This is a genomic window from Streptomyces sp. bgisy159, assembly GCF_965341775.1.
Lineage (GTDB): Bacteria > Actinomycetota > Actinomycetes > Streptomycetales > Streptomycetaceae > Streptomyces.
Genome location: NZ_CBDQZH010000005.1, coordinates 110,808 through 129,950, shown reverse-complemented (window position 1 = coordinate 129,950; position 19,143 = coordinate 110,808). Strand labels below are relative to the sequence as shown.

Sequence of the window (19,143 nt, the reverse complement as noted above, 5' to 3'; positions counted from 1 at the left end):
GCCTCTGACGAGGCTGTCTACGAGGGCGTACGGCGACGACGGCGTACGGCCGCAGGGGCGTACGGCGATGTGGCAGGACGTACCACGACGCACGAAGAGATTGCGCGACCGGAGGACGACAAGATGACGGTGACCCTGGCGGACGTGGCGGCCCGCGCCCAGGTCTCCCCCGCGACGGTGTCGCGCGTACTGAACGGCAACTACCCCGTGGCCGCGTCCACGCGCGAACGGGTGCTGCGGGCCGTGGACGAACTGGACTACGTGCTCAACGGACCGGCCAGCGCGCTGGCCGCGTCGACCTCCGACCTGGTGGGCATCCTGGTCAACGACATCGCCGACCCCTTCTTCGGGATCATGGCGAGCGCGATCCAGGCGGAGATCGGCGGCCCCGGCGGCCGGGCCGGCGGCGAACGGCTCGCCGTGGTCTGCAACACCGGCGGCTCGCCCGAGCGGGAGCTGACGTATCTGACGCTGCTGCAGCGTCAGCGGGCGGCGGCCGTGGTGCTCACCGGCGGCGCCGTGGAGAACGAGCCGCACGCGGCGGCGGTGTCGGACAAGCTGCGCAAGCTGCGGGCCGCCGGGACGCACGTGGTGCTGTGCGGCCGGCCGCCGGCGGAGGACACCGACGCGGTGGCCCTCACCTTCGACAACCGGGGCGGCGGCCGTGAGCTGACCGAGCACCTCATCGGGCTCGGCCACCGGCGCCTCGGCTACATCGCCGGCCCCGAGGAGCGCACCACCACCCGGCACCGCCTGGAGGGGCACCGGGCCGCGCTGGCCGCGGCGGGCATCGAGGAGGACCCGCAGTGGACCGTGCACGGTCCGTACGACCGGCGGGCGGGCTACGAGGCCACCCGGGAACTGCTGCGGCGCGACCCCTCCCTGACGGCCGTCGTCGCCGCCAACGACTCGGTCGCGCTGGGCGCGTGCGCCGCGTTGCGGGAGTCCGGGCTGCGGATTCCCGAGGACGTGTCGGTGGCCGGCTTCGACGACCTCCCCTTCAGCATCGACGCGGTGCCCTCCCTCACGACGGTGCGGCTGCCGCTCGCCGAGGCCGGTGCCCGCGCCGGGCGCATCGCCATGGGCCGCGAGGAGCCCCCGCCCGGCGGTATCGCCACGATCAGGGGGGAACTCATGGTGCGGGGGTCCACGGGGACGCCTCGGGCGTGAAGCCGTGCGGGACGGGGCGGGGCCCGGGGGCGGCCGACGCCCGGGGGTGCGCGAGGCCGCCGGAGGTGCCAGGCCGCCGGTGAGCAGGGGGCCGGGAGCCGGGGGCGGAGAGCAGGGGCCGGGGGCGGAGAGCAGGGGCCGGGGGCAGAGGGCGGGGAGCAGAGGGCCAGGGTCAGGGAGCCGGGGGGTGCGGCACCCGGCGTCCGGGAGGCCCGGAGCACCGGCCTCGGGATGACCGACAACGGCCGGTGCCCGCCGGTTCGCCGCGCCCGCGCCGAGGCGGCGCAGTAGGGTCCCGAACATGAAGTTCGCCTTCTCCACGCTCGGTCTGCCCGGTCTTCCCCTCCCCGAGGTGCTGCGGCTCGCGGTCGCGCACGGATACCACGGGGTCGAGCTGCGCGCCCATCCCGAGGAGCCGGTCCACCCCGGCCTCGATGCCGGGGAACGGGCCGCGGTGGCCGGCCTGTTCGCCTCGGCGGGTGTGCAGGTGCTCGGCCTTACGGGGTACGCGCGCGTGTGCGCGCCGGGCGACGACGCGGCCGTGGTGGCGGAGATCCGGGCCCTGCTGGACCTCGCCCACGACCTCGGCGCGCCCTTCGTCCGGGTCTTCCCCGGCGCCGCCGAGGGACAGTCCGCGCAGGACGCCGACGCGGTCGCGGCCGGCCGGCTCGCGACCGCCGCCGAGCACGCCGCCGAAGTCGGCGTACGGATCCTGCTGGAGACCCACGACTCGCACCGCACCGGCGCCGCCGCGACCCGGGTGCTCGGCCTGGTCGGGCACCGCCAGGTGGGCGCGCTGTGGGACGTGATGCACACCTGGCTGGGCGGCGAGCAGCCCCTCGACAGCTACGCGGCGCTCGCGCCCTATCTGGGCTACGTCCAGGTCAAGGACATCGCGTCGCCCGACGACACGACGCCGCTGCCGCTGGGCTCCGGCGTACTGCCGCTCGCGGAGTGCGTGGAGGTGCTGTCTCGGCACGGCTGGGACGGCTGGCTGTGCTGGGAGTACGAGAAGCGCTGGTACGAGGCGGCCGAGCCGCTGCCGGGGCTGCTGGGCGCGGGGCGGGAGCACCTGGGACGGCTGCTGAACGAGTCGGCGTGACGCGCGGGGCCGCCGGGCCCTCACCGCTCAGACCGTCGCCCCGCTCTCCCGTCGCCTCGCCACCCTGGCCGCAAGCTCGGCCTTCCGGGCGGGCCACTCGTCCGCGGTGATGGAGAAGACCGCCGAGTCGCGCAGCCGGTCGTCCTCGCCCGGCGCCCAGGAGCGGGACGAGTTGCGCATGACGCCCTCGAAGCGGGCGCCGACGCTCGCTATGGCGGCGCGGGAGCGGGCGTTGCGGGCGTCGGTCCTGAGCTCGACGCGGGAGACCCGCCACTGTTCGAAGGCGTGCCGGAAGAGCAGGTACTTGGCCTCGGCGTTGACGCCCGTGCCCTGCGCGGAGGCCGCGAGCCAGGTGAAGCCGACCTCAACGGCGTCCAGCCGGTCGTCGGTGCGCCAGCAGCGCGGTTCCAGGTAGGCGGTCGCGCCGACCGCGCGGCCGGTGGCGAGGGACACCTGGGCGTACGGGGCGACGCGGCCGGTAGCCGCGCTGGCCAGCTGGGCGTCGACGTACGCGCCGATCCCGTCCGCTCTCGGCACCCACGTGAAGGCGTACGCGCGCCGGTCCTCCTCCGCCGCCACCGCCAGGTCTGCCGCGTGCCGGTGCGCCAGCGGCTCCAGCCGGACCAGCGTGCCCTCCAGGGCCGGGCCCCGTAGCTCGAAGCTCACCGAGTGATGTCCTTCCGCAGTCGTGCGAACGCCTCGTGGAAACCTGGGAAAGTCTTGCGGACGCAGCCGGGGTCGTCGAACGAAATACCGGGGGTGCGCAGGCCGGTGACGGCGAAGGACATCACGATGCGGTGGTCGCCGTACGAGGTGACCGGCGAGGCCGCGGCGGGCGTCGCGGGCCGGATCTCGATCCAGTCCGGGCCGGTGCCGACCGGGACGCCCAGCCGCCGCAGGTTCGCCGCGCAGGCCTCCAGGCGGTCGCACTCCTTGACCCGGGTGTTGGCGACGTCCTCGATGCGCACCGGGCCGGAGGCGTAGGGGGCGATGGCGGCGAGGGTGGGCATGGTGTCGGAGATGTCCCGCATGTTCACGGTGAGGCCGCGCAGTTCGCCCGTGCCCTCGACGGTCGTCGCGGCCGGGCCGACGTCCACCTTCGCGCCCATGCGGCGCAGTACGTCCACGAAGCCGAGGTCGCCCTGGAGGGCGCCCTCGCCCAGGCCCTCGACGGTCACCCGGGCACCGGGGGTGACGGCGGCGGCGGCGAAGAAGTAGCTCGCGGTGGAGGCGTCCGGCTCGATGGCGTAGGTGGTGGCCCGGTAGCCGCCCGGCGCGACGGCGAAGACGTCGCCCTCCCGGGTCACCTCCGCACCGAAGGCCCGCATCATCGCCGTGGTGATCTCGACGTACGGCACCGAGACCAGGTCGGTGACGCGGATCCGCAGTCCGCGCCGGGTCAGCGGGCCGAGCAGGAGCAGCGCGGTGAGGTACTGGGAGGACTGGCCGGCGTCCAGAGTGACCTCGCCGCCTTCCACGCCCGCCGCGCGGACCGTCAGCGGGTGGTGCCCCTCCGCCTGCTCGTGCCGCAGGTCGACGCCGAGGTCGCGCAGGGCGCGGGTGAGCGGCAGCAGCGGTCGGCGGCGCATCTGCGCGGAGGCGTCGAAGCGGTAGGTGCCGCGGCCGGTGGCGGCGAGCGCGGGCAGGAAGCGGGCCGTCGTCGCGCCGTCCCGGCAGTACACGTCCGCCTCGGCCACCGCCGGGCCGGCCGGGCGTCCGTCGATCTGCCAGCTGTCCGGGGTGCGCCCGACGCGGTAGCCGAGCCGGGTGAGCCCCTCGGCGAAGCCCTCCGTGTCGTCCGAGCGCAGCGGGCGCACGAGGGTGGTGACGCCGTCGGCGGCAGCCGCGAGGAAGAGGGCGCGGGCGGTGATGGACTTGGAACCGGGGATGGCGACGCTGGACATGGCCCTCATGATCCCGTGCCGACCGCCTCCGGAGCAGGGACGTCCACGGTATGAACGCCGCGGCCGGGCGGGGGCGGTCAGGCCAGGGATACTCCACCGGCTGGCGGGGCCCCCGCGCACCAGCGCGTGCCGCGCACCGGCTCGCCCGGGGAACACCTCCGACGTCCTGCCGGGACACGGGAACGAGAGGCGAGAGGGGCGGCCCCCGCCGACGCCCTGCCGGGGCCCAGGAACCAGAAGCGAGAGGGGCGCCCCGTCGACGCCGGCCGGCGGCGTGGCGCGGCCGACGGTGCCTGGGCGCGCGCCCCGGGCCGGGAACCCGGCGCGGGGGGCGTTCGTCCAACTCCCGGAGCCGCCGGGAGAGTCCTCGTGGTGCGGTGTCGGCCCTCGCCTCCGGCCGAGATCGCTGACCCCCCTCTCCGCCGCACCGCGCCCGGCGGCCGGCCGCCATCGGCGCGCCCCCTCCACTGCGCCGATGGCGGCACCCGCGCGGGGACGGGACACGGTGCCGCGCGCGGTGCCTTGATCGGCGGGACGATTGCGGATAGGGCTGGCGGGACGGAAGTGTCCCCCGGGACGTCAGCGATCAGCCGCCGAAGGAGCGCCCGATGCCCTCCAGACGTACCGTCCTGGCCGCCGGTGCCGGGCTCACGGCGGCACTCGGCGCCGGTGGCCCCGCGCGGGCGGGCGACGAGCGCCGGCTGCGGCGGATCGTCGCCGGGATGACGCTGGAGGACAAGGTCGGACAGGTCTTCGTCTCCCGGGTGTTCGGTCATTCGGCGACCGCGCCGGACGCGGCCGACGCCGAGGCGAATCTGCGCGAGCTGGGCGTGCGCAGCGCCGCCGAGCTGGTGGAGAGGTACCGGGTGGGCGGGGTCGTCTACTTCTCCTGGGCGCACAACACCCGTGACCCCCGCCAGGTCGCCGAGCTGTCCGACGGTGTGCAGCGGGCCGCGCTGGCCCGGCCGGGCGGGCTGCCCGTGCTGGTCGCCACGGACCAGGAGCACGGCGCGGTGTGCCGGATCGGCAGGCCGGCCACGCTCTTCCCGGGCGCGATGGCGATCGGGGCCGGCGGGTCGCCCGCCGACGCCCGCACACTCGGGCTGATCGCGGGCCGCGAGCTGCGCGCGATGGGCGTACGGCAGGACTACTCCCCCGTGGCGGACGTGAACGTCGACCCGGCGAACCCGGTGATCGGCGTGCGGTCCTTCGGGGCCGGTCCGCGCGCCGTGGCCGACCTGGTCGCCGCCGAGGTACGCGGCTATCAGGCCTCGGGGGTGGCGGCGACCGCCAAGCACTTCCCGGGGCACGGGGACACGGCCGTCGACAGCCACACCGGCTTCCCCGTCATCACGCACAGCCGCGCGGAGTGGGAAGCGCTGGACGCCGTGCCGTTCCGGGCGGCGGTCGCGGCCGGCGTCGACGCGATCATGACCGCGCACATCCTGGTGCCGGCGCTCGACGACTCCGGCGACCCGGCCACCCTGTCCCACCCGATCGTCACCGGTCTGCTGCGCGAACACCTGGGCTACGACGGGGTGGTGGTCACCGACGCGCTGGACATGGCCGGGGTGCGGACCAGGTACGGCGACGACCGGGTGCCCGTGCTGGCGCTGAAGGCCGGCGTCGACCAGCTGCTCAACCCGCCCGACCTGCGCGTCGCGTGGCACGCGGTCCTCGCCGCCGTACGGGACGGGGAGCTGGGCGAGCCGCGGCTCGACGCCTCCGTGCTGCGGATCCTGCGGCTCAAGGAGCGGCTCGGGCTCCTCGACCGGCCGTACGCCGGCACGGCGGGCGTGGACCGTACGGTCGGGGCACCGGCCCATCGCGCCGCCGCCGACGGGATCGCGGAGCGCACCACGACCCTGCTCGTCAACGAGGGCACCGAGGGCACGGTGCTGCCGCTGTCCCCGCGTACGCGGCCCCGGCTGCTCGTGGCCGGCGCCGACCCCGCCTCCCCGTCGGGTACGACCGGGCCGCCGACCGGCGTTCTGGCGACGGCCATGACCGAGCTGGGCTTCGCGGCGACCGCCCTGCCCACGGGGGTCGCGCCCTCCGACGCCGTGATCGCGCGGGCGGTGGCGGCGGCCGGGGAGGCGGACGCGGTGGTCGTCGGCACGTACGACGTCACCGCCGACAGCGCCCAGCGGACGCTCGTCGAGCGGCTCCTCGCCACCGGGCGGCCGGTGGTGGCGGTCGCCCTGCGCAACCCCTACGACATCGCCCACCTCCCCGGCGTCCGGGCGTGCCTGGCCACCTACTGCTGGACCGATGTCGCCCTGCGGGCCGCCGCCCGGGTGATCGCCGGGGCGGTGGCGCCGCGCGGGCGGCTGCCGGTGCCGGTGCCCCGGGCGGACGACCCCGCGCGCACGCTCTTCCCGATCGGGCACGGCCTGTCGTACTGAGCCCTCACCCCCAGGGCGTACGCCGTCCACACCACAATTCCAGTCACCGATTTACTGCATGGCGAAAAAGTACCGCAGAGCCCCTCACCCGAGGAACTCATTACAGTCAGCGGCCGAAACACCACCTAGCTCAGATGTAGCTCAAAATTTCGGCGCTCTCCGACTCCAAAAGGACATGGCCATGCTTCTATGACACCACACGTCACCCCGCAGGGTGACCCAGAAGAAGAGGATCAAAACAGCGTGAAGAAGATCCGAAGTGTCGCTGTGTTCTCCGTAACTGCCGCCGCTCTCTCAGTCATGTCATTACCGGCGTACGCCGAACAGACCGACCCCACCGAGCCGGTTGTCGAGATCGGAACAGCCCCTCCGGAAGAGCCTCAGGAGACCGATCTCACCGACCCGATCGAGGGTGAACCCGACATTCCCGATGAGCCTCCCACCGGCAAGATTCCCAGCGAAATCTGCACACGGCAAAACGTCTATACCCCCACCGCCAACCTTGGAAGGAAGCACCAAGGGGTGGGGCCGACGTTGGCCAACTACAACGGATCATCCCGGACGGCAAGATCCACCTTCACATCGGAGGTCACCGGCGAAGTCGGTGTCAGCCTTTCCGCTGGACTCTCGACGAGTGTCGACATCCTGGTCGCCAAGATTGAGGCCAAGTACCAGGTCGATCTCTCCCTGAAGCTGACCGCAAAGCTGGGCAACACCATATCCACCGACACGCCGCCCAAGAGGACCACTCTGGCCAAGTACGGCGCCTACCGCCTGAAGAACACGGGCACCAGCTACGTCGTCTACAGCAACTGCCGGACCAGCACGAAAAAGACCATCACGAGCTACACGCCCTGGAGGGTTGGCTGGTACCTGTGGGAACAGTGACCAGGCTTTCACGCCGACAGCGGCCGATTGCGCTGGGAATCGGCCTGACCCTCACGCTGCTGAGCGTGTCCGGCTGCACCGGCGGAGGCCAGAAGCCCGCCGACACTCCGACTGGCAGAACCACCTCAGCGGCTCCGTCCGCAGCTCCCGAAGGCGGCGGAGCGGAGCATGTCACCGGAGAGTCCGTCACCGCCGCACCAGAACCCGCGAATAACGGCACCGTACTCATCAGCGTCGACTCACACCAGGGGAATGCGACACTCCCACTGAAAGAGGGCGTGAAGCCTGGGCGGCCGATAGGAATACAGGTCAACTGTCAGGGGGCGGGAACACTGGAAGTTTCCCTGGAGCCCGCGAGCGTAAGCTTTCCTCTGCCCTGCTCGGAAAACGAGGTCAGCAGCACCTACAACGAGGTGCACCTGAAACGCGCGAGAGCAGATGCCTCCATCCGCATCACGGCACCGTCCACAATGCGCTGGGCACTGACCGTCGAACAGTGAGCACAGAAAACTGCCATCGCGTTGCTTGCCCGTACCCTCAACGGGCAAGCAGCGCCTGTTTCCACCTCGGTACAGAATTCAGCACAGGATCCACCCCGAACTGACCGACCCGCCCCCCACCGACCCCCGCACCCACACGCACCGGCGGCCCGCGTGGACGGTGACCGGGCCGGCGCGGAGGACGGAACGGGTCTCGCGGCGTACGGCGCGGTTGCCGCGGGCCTGGACGCTGAGGGTCATCTCGCGGCGTACGCCGGGGCGTTTGGTGAGGGTGACGGCGCAGACGTAGCCGTTGCGCTTGAACACGTAGACCGCGCCGGTGCTGAAGGACAGGGTGCGCACGTGGCGTCCGGCGCAGGGCAGCCGGGCGGCCGCCTCGGCCGGGGGCGCCGGTGCGGCGAGCGCCAGCAGTCCGGACGCGGTCAGCACGGCCGCGCCCAGCGCGAACCGCCGCCGAACCGCTCCCCAGCCTCCTCCTGAGTTCACCGTGACCCCTCCCTCCCCCGCAGTGCCGTACTGGTGTACGGACGCGCAGCGAGATGCGCACGGTTGCGCTCCGGGGGCCCTCAACCCCCGCCCCACGGGGCAGTAGTGAGGTAGGTCACATTCGTGCGAAGGTGTCGTCACGGTGCGCGGCGGCGGGCTTCGTACTGGGTGACGGCAAGGTCCCGCTCCCGTGCGACTGGACAGGATGAATGTGCTGCACCTACTTGTGACCCTGTGTCTCACCGGCGCCGCGGCACTCATCGCGGCGGGCTCCCACTGGATACGGGACCGTTCCCGCGAGCGGCTGTACCGGTCGGTCGCCCGGTCCCTGCCCCACGGCGGTTCGGTGACGGAGCAGCAGCCGGACCGCTCCGCCTGGGAGTTGCGGGTTCCGCCCGGCGGAGACGGGCGGTGAGCGATGCCGGTGCGCGCTACGACGGGTTCTTCGCGGACCACTACGACGAACTGGTGGTGATGGCGACCCACATGACCGCCGGCGATCTGCACCTGGCGGAGGAACTGGTCGCCGACGCGTTCGTCCGGGCGCTGCGGGCCTGGGACCGGATCGACTCCCCGCGCTCCTGGCTGGTCGCGGTCATCGCGCGGGACGCGGTCAAGCGGTCCCGCCGGCTGCGCGGCCGGCTGCCCAAGCCGGCCCGGATCTGGGCGACGGACCGCACGGTCGTCGCCGACGACCCGGCGACGGTGGTGGAGCGGCTGGAGGACTGCGCGCGGGTGATGCGGGCCCTGGCGGAGCTCTCCGACCGGCAGCGCACCATCGCGGTGCTGCACTGGTGCCAGGACCGTTCGCAGAAGGAGATAGCCGCGATGCTGGGCGTCGCGCCGAGCACGGTGGCCCGGCACCTGGCCCGCGCCCAGCGGACGCTGCGCCGGGTCTTCGGACCGCGCGGCGAGGCGCTCAACCTCTTCACCGACCTCGGGAAGGAGCGGACGTGACCTGGTTCCGCCGCCCCGTACAGCCGTCCGAGCCCGACCCCGTGGTCCGCGCGGAGCTGGCCCGCTCCGTGGCCGCGCTGCGGGCCCGGCTCGGCGAGACCGATCCGGCGCGGCGGGAGGAGGTCCTCGCGCGCGTCAAGCGGCGGGCCGCGGGCCCCTCCGGGGAGCCGTACCGGCCCGGGGACCTTCCCGCCCGGGCGGGCCCGCCCGGGCCGGCCCACCCGCACCGCCGGATACACCGCCGTTACCTGGACCAGCTGACCGGGCTGCCGCACCGGCAGTGGCTGCGGGGGCGTCTGGAGGCGGTGCTCGGCGATGCCGGGCGGACGCGCGCCCGGGTCGGCCTGATCGTGTTCGACCTGGACCGGTTCCGGCTCGTCAACGACACCCTGGGGCACGTCGCCGGGGACCGGCTGCTGCTCCGGGTGGCCGACCGGCTGCGGCGGGCGCTGCCCGAGGGGGCGGAGGCGGCGCGGCTCGGCGACGACGAGTTCGCCGTGCTGCTGCCGGCCGCCGGCTCCACGGCCTCGGTGGCCCGGGTCGCCCGGGACCTCGTCGCCGCGCTGGGTGCCCCGCTCGACCTCGACGGCCTCACCCTGGTGCTGGAGGCCGGGGCCGGGGTCGCCGTCTTCCCCGACCACGCCCTCGACGCCGAAGGCATGCTGCGGCGCGCGGACGTGGCGATGTACCAGGCGAAGCGGGACCGCACGGGGGTGGAGGTCTACGAGTCCGAGCGGGACTCCCACACCCCCGACCGGCTGGGTCTGCTGGGCGATCTGCGCCGGGCGCTGGACGCGCACGAGGTGGAGCTGCACTACCAGCCGAAGGTGCGCTTCGACGGGCAGGTCGCCGGCCTGGAGGCACTGGTGCGGTGGGTGCACCCGGAGCGCGGGAAGGTGCCGCCGGACGAGTTCGTGCCGCTCGTGGAGTCGTCGGGGCTGATGCCCCGGCTGACGGCGTACGTGCTGGAGCGGGCCGTCGGACAGCTCGCGCGGTGGCGGGCGCAGGGGCTGTCCGTGCCGGTCGCGGTGAACGTCTCGCCGCGCGACGTGCACACCCCCGGGTTCGCGGGCTCGGTGGCGGCGGTGCTGGCGCGGCACGGGGTGCCGGCGGCGTCACTGCAACTGGAGATCACCGAACGGGTGCTGCTGGAGGATCCCGAGCGGGCCGCCGAGACCCTGAGCGGGCTGACCGGGCACGGCGTGAAGATGTCGCTGGACGACTTCGGCACCGGCTACTCCTCGCTGGTGCACCTGCGGCGGCTGCCGGTGAGCGAGCTCAAGATCGACCGGTCGTTCGTGGCCCGCCTCGCGGTGGACGCACAGGACGCCGAGATCGTGCGGTGCACCGCCGACCTCGCCCACGCCCTGGGCATGGTGGTGGTCGCGGAGGGCGTGGAGGACGACGAGACCTGGGGCCGGCTGCGCGACCTGGGCTGCGACGCCGTGCAGGGCTGGCTGATCGCCGCGGCCATGCCGCCGCGGGAGACGGCGGCATGGCTGCGGTCCCGGGACGGGCGGGACCCGGGCGGCCCCGGTCACACGGGTCCGGCGGCCACCGGCTCGCCGACGAACGTCCGCCACAGCTCTGCGTAGCGGCCCTCGCGGGCGAGCAGCTCCTCGTGGGTGCCGTCCTCGACGACCCTGCCGTGGTCCATCACGACCACCCGGTCCGCGCGGGCCGCGGTGGTCAGCCGGTGGGCGACGACGAGGGTGGTACGGCGGCCGGCGACGCGGTCGGTGGCCTGGTTGACCTGGGCCTCGGTGGCCAGGTCCAGGGCCGCGGTCGCCTCGTCGAGGAGCAGGACGTCGGGGTCGACGAGTTCCGCGCGGGCCAGCGCGATCAGCTGCCGCTGGCCGGCGGAGAGGTTGCGGCCGCGCTCGGCGACCTCGTGCAGGTAGCCGCCGTCGAGCCGGGCGATCATCTCGTGCGCGCCGACCGCCCGGGCCGCCGCCTCCACCTCGGCGTCGGTGGCGCCGGGCCGCCCGTAGGCGATGGCGTCCCGGACCGTGCCGGGGAACAGGTACGCCTCCTGCGGCACCACGCCCAGGCGGTGCCGGTACCCGGTGAGGTCCAGTTCCCGCAGGTCGGTGCCGTCGACGGTGACCCGGCCGGCCGTCGGGTCGTAGAACCGGGCGACCAGCTTGACCAGGGTGGACTTGCCGGCGCCGGTCTCACCGACGAACGCGACGGTCTGCCCGGCCGGGATCCGCAGGTCGATGCCGGTGAGGGCCTGCTCGGGCCGGTCGGCGGACCCGTACGCGAAGTGCACGTCCTCGAAGGCGATCTCGCCGCGCAGGGCCCTTACCTCGCGGGGCGCGGCGGCCGGCTTGGTGGACGTCGGCTCCCGCAGCAGTTCCTGGATGCGGCCCAGCGAGACGGTGGCCTGCTGGTAGCCGTCGAAGACCTGGGAGAGCTGCTGGACCGGCGCGAAGAACAGGTCGATGTACAGCAGGTACGCCACCAGCGCGCCGGTGGTCAGCGTCCCGTCCTGGATCCGGCCGGCGCCGACGACCAGGACGGCCGCCGCCGCCGCCGACGACAGCAGCTGGACGAAGGGGAAGTACACGGAGATCAGCCACTGGCCGCGGATGCGCGCCCGGCGGTAGCTGTCGCTGGCCTCCGCGAACCGCGTCGCGCCGGAGCGCTCCCGGCGGAACGCCTGCACGATGCGCAGCCCGGACACCGACTCCTGGAGGTCGGCGTTGACCGCCGAGACCCGCTCGCGGGCCAGCTCGTACGCCTTGACGCTGGCCCGGCGGAAGAAGACGGTGGCGATGATCAGCGGGGGCAGCGTGGCGAAGACGACCAGCGCGAGCTGTACGTCGATCACCAGCAGGGCGACCATGATGCCGAAGAAGGTGACGGCCGAGACGAACGCGGTGACCAGGCCGGTCTGCAGGAACGTGGAGAGCGCGTCGACGTCCGTCGTCATCCGCGTCATGATGCGCCCGGTCAGCTCCCGCTCGTAGTAGTCGAGGCCGAGGCGCTGGAGCTGGGCGAAGATCTTCAGGCGCAGCGAGTACAGGACGCGTTCGCCGGTCCGGCCGGTCATCCGGGTCTCGCCGATCTGCGCCGACCACTGGAGCACCACGGTGAGCAGCGCGAGCAGCGAGGCCGCCCAGACCGCGCCCAGCGAGGCCCGGGTGACGCCGTCGTCGATGCCGTGCCGGATCAGCACCGGCAGCAGGAGTCCCATGCCGGCGTCCACGGCGACCAGGCCGAGGCTGACCAGGAGCGGGGTGCGGAAGCCGCGCAGGAGGCGGCGCAGGCCGTACGACTCCTCGGGCCGCACCGCGCGGTCCTCGTCGACGTCGGGGGTGTCGGTGGCCGGGGGCAGCGCCTCGACCTGCGCGAGGAGTTCCGGGGTGGCCGGGGAGCCGGACAGCGCGGTGTCCTTGGGCTCCCGGTCGCCGGTCCACAGCCGGGGGGTGACGCCGCGTTCCGCGTCGAACTCGGCGTCCAGCTCGTCGCGTACCGAGGTGTCCTCGGCGGGGGCGGCGGGCCGCGCGTGGCCCGGGGAGACGGCACCGAGTTCGTCGGGGTCGGTGAGCAGCCGGCGGTAGAGGGCGCAGCGCCGCTGGAGTTCCTCGTGGGTGCCGACGTCGGCGAGGCGGCCCTGGTCGAGGACGGCGATGCGGTCGGCGAGGTTGAGGGTGGAGCGGCGGTGCGCGATGAGCAGCGTGGTGCGGCCCGCCATGACCTGCTGGAGGGCCTCGTGGATCTCGTGCTCGACGCGGGCGTCGACGGCGGAGGTCGCGTCGTCGAGGACCAGCAGGCGGGGGTCGGTGAGGATGGCACGGGCGAGCGCGATGCGCTGGCGCTGGCCGCCGGACAGGGTCAGGCCGTGTTCGCCGACCTTGGTGGCGTAGCCGTCGGGCAGCTCGGCGATGAACCGGTCGGCCTGGGCGGTGCGGGCGGCGGCCTCGATCTGCTCGTCGGTGGCGTCGGGGCGGCCGTAGGCGATGTTGTCGCGGACGGTGTCGGAGAAGAGGAAGGAGTCCTCCGGGACCAGTCCGACGGCGGCCCGCAGCGAGTCCAGGGTCAGCTCGCGCACGTCGTGGCCGCCGATGAGGACGGCGCCGCGCGTGACGTCGTAGAAGCGCGGCAGGAGCAGGGAGACCGTGGACTTGCCGGAGCCGGAGGCGCCGACCACCGCCAGGGTCTCGCCGGGGCGGATCTCGAAGCTGAGGCGGTCGAGGACGAGGCCGGCCCTGCCGGGCGCGGTGTCGTAGCCGAAGGACACGTCGTCGAACTCGACGGTGGCGGGCGCGTCGGCGGGCAGGTCCTTGGTGCCGTCGGTGAGCGTCGGTTCGGTGTCGATCAGCTCCAGGACGCGCTCGGTGCCGGCGCGGGCCTGCTGGCCGACGGTGAGGACCATGGCCAGCATGCGGACCGGGCCGACCAGCTGGGCCAGGTAGGCGGAGAAGGCGACGAAGGTGCCGAGGGTGATGTGGCCGTGTACGGCGAGCCAGCCGCCGAGGGCCAGCATGGCGACCTGGCCGAGGGCGGGTACGGCCTGCAGGGCGGGGGTGTAGCGGGAGTTCAGCCGGACGGTGCGCAGCCGGCCCGCGAAGAGACGGCGGCTGACCTCGCGGATCTTGCCGGTCTCCTGGTCCTCCTGCCCGAACCCCTTCACCACGCGGACCCCGCTGACCGCGCCGTCGACCACGCCCGCCACGGCGGCGGCCTGCGCCTGCGCGTACCAGGTCGAGGGGTGCAGGCGGGTCCGGCTGCGCCGGGCGATCCACCACAGGGCGGGCGCGACCGCGAGCGCGACGAGCGTGAGGGGGACGGACAGCCACGCCATCACGACCAGGGAGATCAGGAAGAGCGCGAAGTTGCCGATGGTCATGGGCAGCATGAACAGCAGGCCCTGGATCAGCTGGAGGTCGCTGGTGGCGCGGCCGACGACCTGCCCGGTGGACAGCTCGTCCTGGCGGCGGCCGTCCAGTCGGGTGATCGTCCCGTACATCTCGGTGCGCAGGTCGTGCTGGACGTCCAGGGCGAGGCGGCCGCCGTAGTAGCGGCGGACGTAGGTGAGGACGTAGACGAGGACGGCCGCGCCGATCAGTGCGCCCGCCCAGGGGGCCATGGACCGGGTCCGGTCGCTGACGACATCGTCGATGATCATTTTGATGATCAGCGGGACGATCGCCATGACGGCCATGCCGAGGAGCGACGAGGCGAGGGCCAGTACGACGTCCTTCGGATACCGCCAGGCGTATCCGGCCAGTCGCCTCGCCCATCCCCGTTGCGGTGTCACGCGCTGCCTCCCTCTCGCCCTGATCTTCCGCAAGGCACCAACGCGGGCGGGGTGGGATTTCATCCCGGGCTCCGCTCCGGCCCGGGTCCGGCGGGGCGCTTCGTCCGCGCGCCCTGGACGGATATGCCGTTCCCCGTCACCTGATCGACATGTCCACTTCATGGACACGCCCGCATGTTCATGTCACTCTCCCGATTGCGCCCCCCACTCAACACGCGTAGATCGGACCCCGCATGAAGCTGGCGACACGCATGAGCCGCTGGAGGTCGGTGGCCCTGACCACCGCCGCGCTCCTGGTCGGCCTCACCGCTCCCGCGCTGACGGCGACCCCGGCCGCGGCGACGACCACCGCCTACGACTCGACGTACTACAAGAACGCGGTCGGCAGGACGGGAACGTCCCTCAGGTCGTCCCTGCACACCATCATCAGCAGCCAGTCCAAGCTGTCGTACTCGGCGCTGTGGACGGCCCTGAAGAACACGGACCAGGACCCGAGGAACAGCAACAACGTCATCCTGCTGTACAGCGGCATATCCCGCAGCAAGTCGCTCAGCGGCGGCGACACCGGGGACTGGAACCGGGAGCACGTGTGGGCCAAGTCCCACGGCGACTTCGGCACCTCGACCGGTCCCGGCACCGACCTGCACCACATCCGCCCCGCGGACGTCAGGGTCAACTCCATCCGCGGCAACAAGGACTTCGACAACGGCGGCGGTTCGTTCACCGACAGCGGCGGCAGCCTGACCGACGGCGACTCCTTCGAGCCGCGGGACGCCGTCAAGGGCGACGTGGCCCGCATGATCTTCTACATGGCGGTGCGCTACGAGGGCGACGACGGCTGGCCCGACCTCGAGGCCAACGACCGCGTCAGCAACGGCAGCAACCCCTACCTGGGCCGCCTCTCCGTCCTCAAGGCCTGGAACGAGGCCGACCCGCCGGACGCCTTCGAGGAGCGCCGCAACCAGGTCATCTACGACACCTACCAGCACAACCGGAACCCGTTCATCGACCACCCGGAGTGGGTCGAGGCGATCTGGTAGAAGAGGCGCCGACCGGGCATGCGAGGGAACCGTGGGAACCGTACGACGCGGATGCCCGGTGCCTACAGTAGGAGCCGTGACGGGCGCCGCACGACCCGGGCCGGGTCCATGAGGACACGGACGCGGCCCGGCGAGCGCGGGCCGACGCGAGGCGTGGTCCGGCCCCGGTGACCGCCGGGGCCGGACCACGTCGCGTGCGCCGGTCCCCCGCCCTCCCACCACCGCCGCAGAGCGGACCGCGCGACGAAGAAGGAGCACCCTCTTGGCGATCCAGCGAATGGACAACGTGGCCATCGTCGTCGACGACCTGGAGGCCGCCGTCGCCTTCTTCACCGAGCTCGGCATGGAGCCGGAGGGCGAGGCGCAGATCGAGGGAGCGTACGCGGACCGGATGCTCGGGCTCGACGGGGTCCGCAGCGCCATCGCGATGATGCGCACCCCGGACGGTCACGGCAAGGTGGAGCTGACGAAGTTCCACTCCCCCGCCGCGGTCCCGGCCGGACCGGCCGACCCGCCGCCCCACACCCTGGGGCTGCACCGCGTCATGTTCGCCGTCGACGACATCGACGACACCGTCGCCCGCCTGCGCCGCCACGGCGCCGAACTCCTCGGCGAGGTGACGCGGTACGAGAACCTGTACCGGCTCTGCAGCCTCCGCGGCCCGTCGGGCATCATCGTCGCCCTGGCCGAACAGATCGGCTGACGAACCTCCACCGGCGCCTGCCGTCCGGCCCCGTCTCGCGTCCTCACCCCGGATGCGTGGGTGCGAACATCCGCAGCACCGCCGGGAGGACGACCACCGACGGCCCCGGCGCGGCCAGCGCCTTCGCCAGGTCGGACTCCAGCGTCTCGGGGGTCGTACGCACCCCCGGGACGCCGAAGGACCCGGCCAGCGCCACATAGTCCGGGCGAGCCAGCTCGGTCCCCGTGGCCTGGCCGAAGGCGTCGGTCATGTACTCGCGCAGGATGCCGTAGCCGCCGTCGTCGACGATCAGCCAGGTCACCGGAAGGGCGTGCTGCTTCGCCGTGGCCAGCTCGGCGATCGAGTAGAGCGCCCCGCCGTCGCCGGAGACGGCCAGCACCGGCCGGGTCGGATCCGCGACCGCCGCGCCCAGCGCCGCCGGGAAGCCGTAGCCGAGGCCGCCGGCACCCTGGGCCGAGTGCATGTGGTTCGGGCCCTTGGCGTCGAAGGCGGACCAGGCCCAGTAGGCCAGGATCGTCATGTCCCAGAAGGAGGGGGAGTCGGCGGGCAGAGCCCTGCGGACCGACGCCAACACCTCCTGTTCCAGGGTGAGTTCCTGAGCCGCGATACGGTCGCGCACGCGGCCCAGCAGCTCCCGCACCCGCTCGGCGGCCGACGGGTCCGCGCGCTCCCGCACCGTCTCCAGCAGCGCCTGGAGCGCGAGCCGGGCGTCCGCGTGGATACCGAGCGCCGGATGGTTGGACTCCAGCTTGCCGAGGTCGGCCTCGATCTGGATGACCCGGCCGCGCGGCTTGAACGTGTGGTAGTTCGAGGAGAGTTCGCCGAGCCCCGAGCCGACCACCAGCAGGACGTCCGCGTCCTCAAGGAAGTCCGTGGTGTGCCGGTCCTCCAGCCAGGACTGGAGGGACAGCGGGTGCGTCCAGGGGAAGGCGCCCTTGCCGCCGGGGGTGGTGACGACCGGCGCCTGGAGGCGTTCCGCGAGCTGCTTCAGCTTGCCGCTCGCGTCGGCCCGTACGACGCCCCCGCCTGCGATGATCGCCGGGCGGGCGGCCTTGGACAGGAGGTCGGCGGCGACCGCCGTCAGTTCCACCCGCGGGACCAGGTCCTCCGGCGTCGCGTCCACGCCCGTCACCACCGGCAGATGGGTCTCGGCGAGCAGGACGTCCTGCGGGATCTCCACCCACACCGGCCCGTGCGGGGCGGTCAGCGCCGACTTCCAGGCCGCCGCGAGCGCGGACGGGATCTGGGACTGGGTACGCACGGTGTGGACGGACTTCACCACACCGCGGAAGGAGGCCGCCTGGTCCGGGAGTTCGTGCAGATAGCCGTGGCGGCCGCCGCCCAGACCCGCCGTCGGGATCTGGCTGCTGACGGCGAGGACGGGGGCGGAGGCCGCGGCCGCCTCCTGGAGTGCGGCCAGCGAGGTCAGCGCGCCGGGGCCGGTCGACAGCAGCAGCGGCGCCGCCTCACCGGTGATACGGCCGTACGCGTCCGCCGCGAACCCGGCGTTGTTCTCCATGCGCAGGCCGACGTAGCGCAGGCCGGAGCGGCGCAGCGCGTCGAACATGCCGAGGGCGTGCTGGCCGGGCAGGCCGAAGACGGTCGTCGCGCCGAGACCGGCCAGCGTCTCCACGACCAGGTCCCCGCCGTTGCGGCCGGGCGGAGGGTTCAGCGCGGCCTCCGTCTGTGCGGCGGTGGGGCGGAGTTCCAGGTCGTGGTCGTGGGTCACTTCGCCTCCGTGTCCTTCCGGGCGGCGTTCCGGGCCGCGGCGATCTGCCGGGACATGATCGTCGTCAGTTCGTACGCCGTGTGGGAGGCGGCGACCGACGTGATCTCGGCGTGGTCGTACGCGGGGGCCACCTCGACGACGTCCGCCGAGACCAGGTTGCAGGAGGCCAGGCCGCGCAGGATCTCCAGCAGCTCGCGGGAGGTCATGCCGCCCGCCTCGGGAGTGCCGGTGCCGGGCGCGTGCGCCGGGTCGAGGCAGTCGATGTCGATGGAGATGTACAGCGGGCGGTCGCCGATGCGCTGCCGGAGCTGGTCGGCGACCTCGTCGGCGCCGCGCCGGTAGACGTCCGCCGAGGTGACGATGCCGAAGCCCATCTTCTCGTCGTCCGTCAGGTCCTGCTTGCCGTAGAGCGGGCCGCGGATGCCGACGTGGGAGAGGGCGGAGGTGTCGAGGACGCCCTCCTCGACCGCCCGGCGGAACGGGGTGCCGTGGGTGTACTCGGCACCGAAGTAGGTGTCCCAGGTGTCCAGGTGGGCGTCGAAGTGGAGCAGGGCGACCGGGCCGTGCTTCTTCGCGACGGCGCGCAGCAGGGGCAGGGCGATGGTGTGGTCGCCGCCCAGCGTCATCAGGCGGGCGCCCGAGTCCAGCAGGTCGTCCGCGGCCGCCTCGACCGTCTCGACGGCCTCGTTGATGTTGAACGGGTTCACGGCGATGTCGCCGCCGTCCGCCACCTGGGCGAGGGCGAAGGGCGAGGCGTCCTGGGCGGGGTTGTACGGGCGCAGCAGGCGGGACGCCTCGCGGATGGCGTTGCCGCCGAAGCGGGCGCCGGGCCGGTAGGAGACGCCCGAGTCGAAGGGCACGCCCACGACCGCGACGTCGGCTCGGCCGACCTCGTCCAGCCGGGGCAGCCGGGCGAAGGTCGCGGGGCCGGCGTACCGCGGGACGCGGGAGGAGTCGACGGGGCCGCGGGGCGTCTCGTTGCTGGTCATGGTC

14 protein-coding genes and 1 pseudogene are annotated in these 19,143 nt (G+C 73.4%); 9 read left to right on the top strand and 6 right to left on the bottom strand.

Going from position 1 to position 19,143, the window contains the following annotated elements:
• The first annotated feature begins 123 nt into the window (after positions 1-123).
• The gene (locus ACSLTV_RS07605) at positions 124-1,170 is read left to right on the top strand and encodes a LacI family DNA-binding transcriptional regulator (protein ID WP_432133133.1); all 1,047 of its coding nucleotides are present in this window, start codon (positions 124-126) and stop codon (positions 1,168-1,170) included.
• Between the two features lie 301 nt (positions 1,171-1,471).
• Positions 1,472-2,272 carry a sugar phosphate isomerase/epimerase family protein gene (locus tag ACSLTV_RS07600; RefSeq protein WP_432156653.1) on the top strand — a complete coding sequence of 267 codons (801 nt, stop codon included), beginning with the start codon at positions 1,472-1,474 and terminating at the stop codon, positions 2,270-2,272.
• A 27-nt stretch (positions 2,273-2,299) separates the two neighbouring features.
• Here ACSLTV_RS07600 and ACSLTV_RS07595 read toward each other — a convergent pair whose 3' ends face one another.
• Both ACSLTV_RS07595 and aroA read right to left on the bottom strand, forming a co-directional pair.
• Complete coding sequence (locus ACSLTV_RS07595) at positions 2,300-2,938, bottom strand: GNAT family N-acetyltransferase (protein WP_432156654.1); 639 nt, start codon at positions 2,936-2,938, stop codon at positions 2,300-2,302.
• The gene (gene aroA, locus ACSLTV_RS07590; RefSeq protein WP_432133136.1) at positions 2,935-4,176 is read right to left on the bottom strand and encodes a 3-phosphoshikimate 1-carboxyvinyltransferase; all 1,242 of its coding nucleotides are present in this window, start codon (positions 4,174-4,176) and stop codon (positions 2,935-2,937) included. Before aroA ends, ACSLTV_RS07595 begins: the two co-directional genes overlap by 4 nt.
• 608 nt (positions 4,177-4,784) lie before the next feature.
• Here aroA and ACSLTV_RS07585 point away from each other — a divergent pair.
• Together ACSLTV_RS07585 and ACSLTV_RS07580 are read left to right on the top strand one after the other, a co-directional pair.
• Positions 4,785-6,581 (top strand): glycoside hydrolase family 3 protein, encoded by a 1,797-nt coding sequence (locus tag ACSLTV_RS07585; protein WP_435611863.1) that lies wholly within the window; start codon positions 4,785-4,787, stop codon positions 6,579-6,581.
• Positions 6,582-6,824: 243 nt separating this feature from the next.
• Complete coding sequence (locus ACSLTV_RS07580) at positions 6,825-7,469, top strand: hypothetical protein (protein ID WP_435611862.1); 645 nt, start codon at positions 6,825-6,827, stop codon at positions 7,467-7,469.
• A gap of 578 nt (positions 7,470-8,047) precedes the next feature.
• Here the strand turns inward: ACSLTV_RS07580 and ACSLTV_RS07575 are convergent.
• On the bottom strand, positions 8,048-8,455 hold the full coding sequence (locus ACSLTV_RS07575) for a hypothetical protein (RefSeq protein ID WP_432133139.1): 408 nt from the start codon (positions 8,453-8,455) through the stop codon (positions 8,048-8,050).
• 190 nt (positions 8,456-8,645) lie between these two features.
• On the opposite strand from ACSLTV_RS07575, the gene ACSLTV_RS07570 reads away from it, so the two are divergent.
• The 3 genes and pseudogenes from ACSLTV_RS07570 to ACSLTV_RS07560 form a co-directional block, all read left to right on the top strand.
• Complete coding sequence (locus ACSLTV_RS07570; RefSeq protein ID WP_435611861.1) at positions 8,646-8,870, top strand: hypothetical protein; 225 nt, start codon at positions 8,646-8,648, stop codon at positions 8,868-8,870.
• A complete protein-coding gene (locus tag ACSLTV_RS07565; RefSeq protein WP_435611860.1) occupies positions 8,867-9,412 on the top strand; it encodes an RNA polymerase sigma factor in 546 nt (181 codons plus the stop codon). Before ACSLTV_RS07570 ends, ACSLTV_RS07565 begins: the two co-directional genes overlap by 4 nt.
• Before the next feature lie 251 nt (positions 9,413-9,663).
• A pseudogene (locus tag ACSLTV_RS07560) lies at positions 9,664-11,007 on the top strand (putative bifunctional diguanylate cyclase/phosphodiesterase); the annotation flags it as partial.
• Here the strand turns inward: ACSLTV_RS07560 and ACSLTV_RS07555 are convergent.
• A complete protein-coding gene (locus tag ACSLTV_RS07555) occupies positions 10,950-14,678 on the bottom strand; it encodes an ABC transporter ATP-binding protein (RefSeq protein WP_435611859.1) in 3,729 nt (1,242 codons plus the stop codon). The pseudogene ACSLTV_RS07560 and the gene ACSLTV_RS07555 overlap by 58 nt on opposite strands.
• 251 nt (positions 14,679-14,929) lie before the next feature.
• On the opposite strand from ACSLTV_RS07555, the gene ACSLTV_RS07550 reads away from it, so the two are divergent.
• Positions 14,930-15,718: an endonuclease I family protein gene (locus tag ACSLTV_RS07550; RefSeq protein WP_432156657.1), complete on the top strand. Its 789-nt coding sequence runs from the start codon at positions 14,930-14,932 to the stop codon at positions 15,716-15,718.
• 262 nt (positions 15,719-15,980) lie between these two features.
• Positions 15,981-16,421, top strand: coding sequence for a VOC family protein (locus ACSLTV_RS07545; RefSeq protein ID WP_432133144.1), 441 nt, complete (start codon positions 15,981-15,983; stop codon positions 16,419-16,421).
• 43 nt (positions 16,422-16,464) lie between these two features.
• On the opposite strand, the gene ACSLTV_RS07540 is transcribed toward ACSLTV_RS07545, so the two are convergent.
• Positions 16,465-18,150 carry a thiamine pyrophosphate-binding protein gene (locus tag ACSLTV_RS07540; RefSeq protein WP_432156658.1) on the bottom strand — a complete coding sequence of 562 codons (1,686 nt, stop codon included), beginning with the start codon at positions 18,148-18,150 and terminating at the stop codon, positions 16,465-16,467.
• Positions 18,147-19,139: an agmatinase gene (gene speB, locus ACSLTV_RS07535; protein WP_432133146.1), complete on the bottom strand. Its 993-nt coding sequence runs from the start codon at positions 19,137-19,139 to the stop codon at positions 18,147-18,149. The genes ACSLTV_RS07540 and speB overlap by 4 nt, the downstream gene beginning before the upstream one ends.
• Positions 19,140-19,143: the final 4 nt, after the last annotated feature.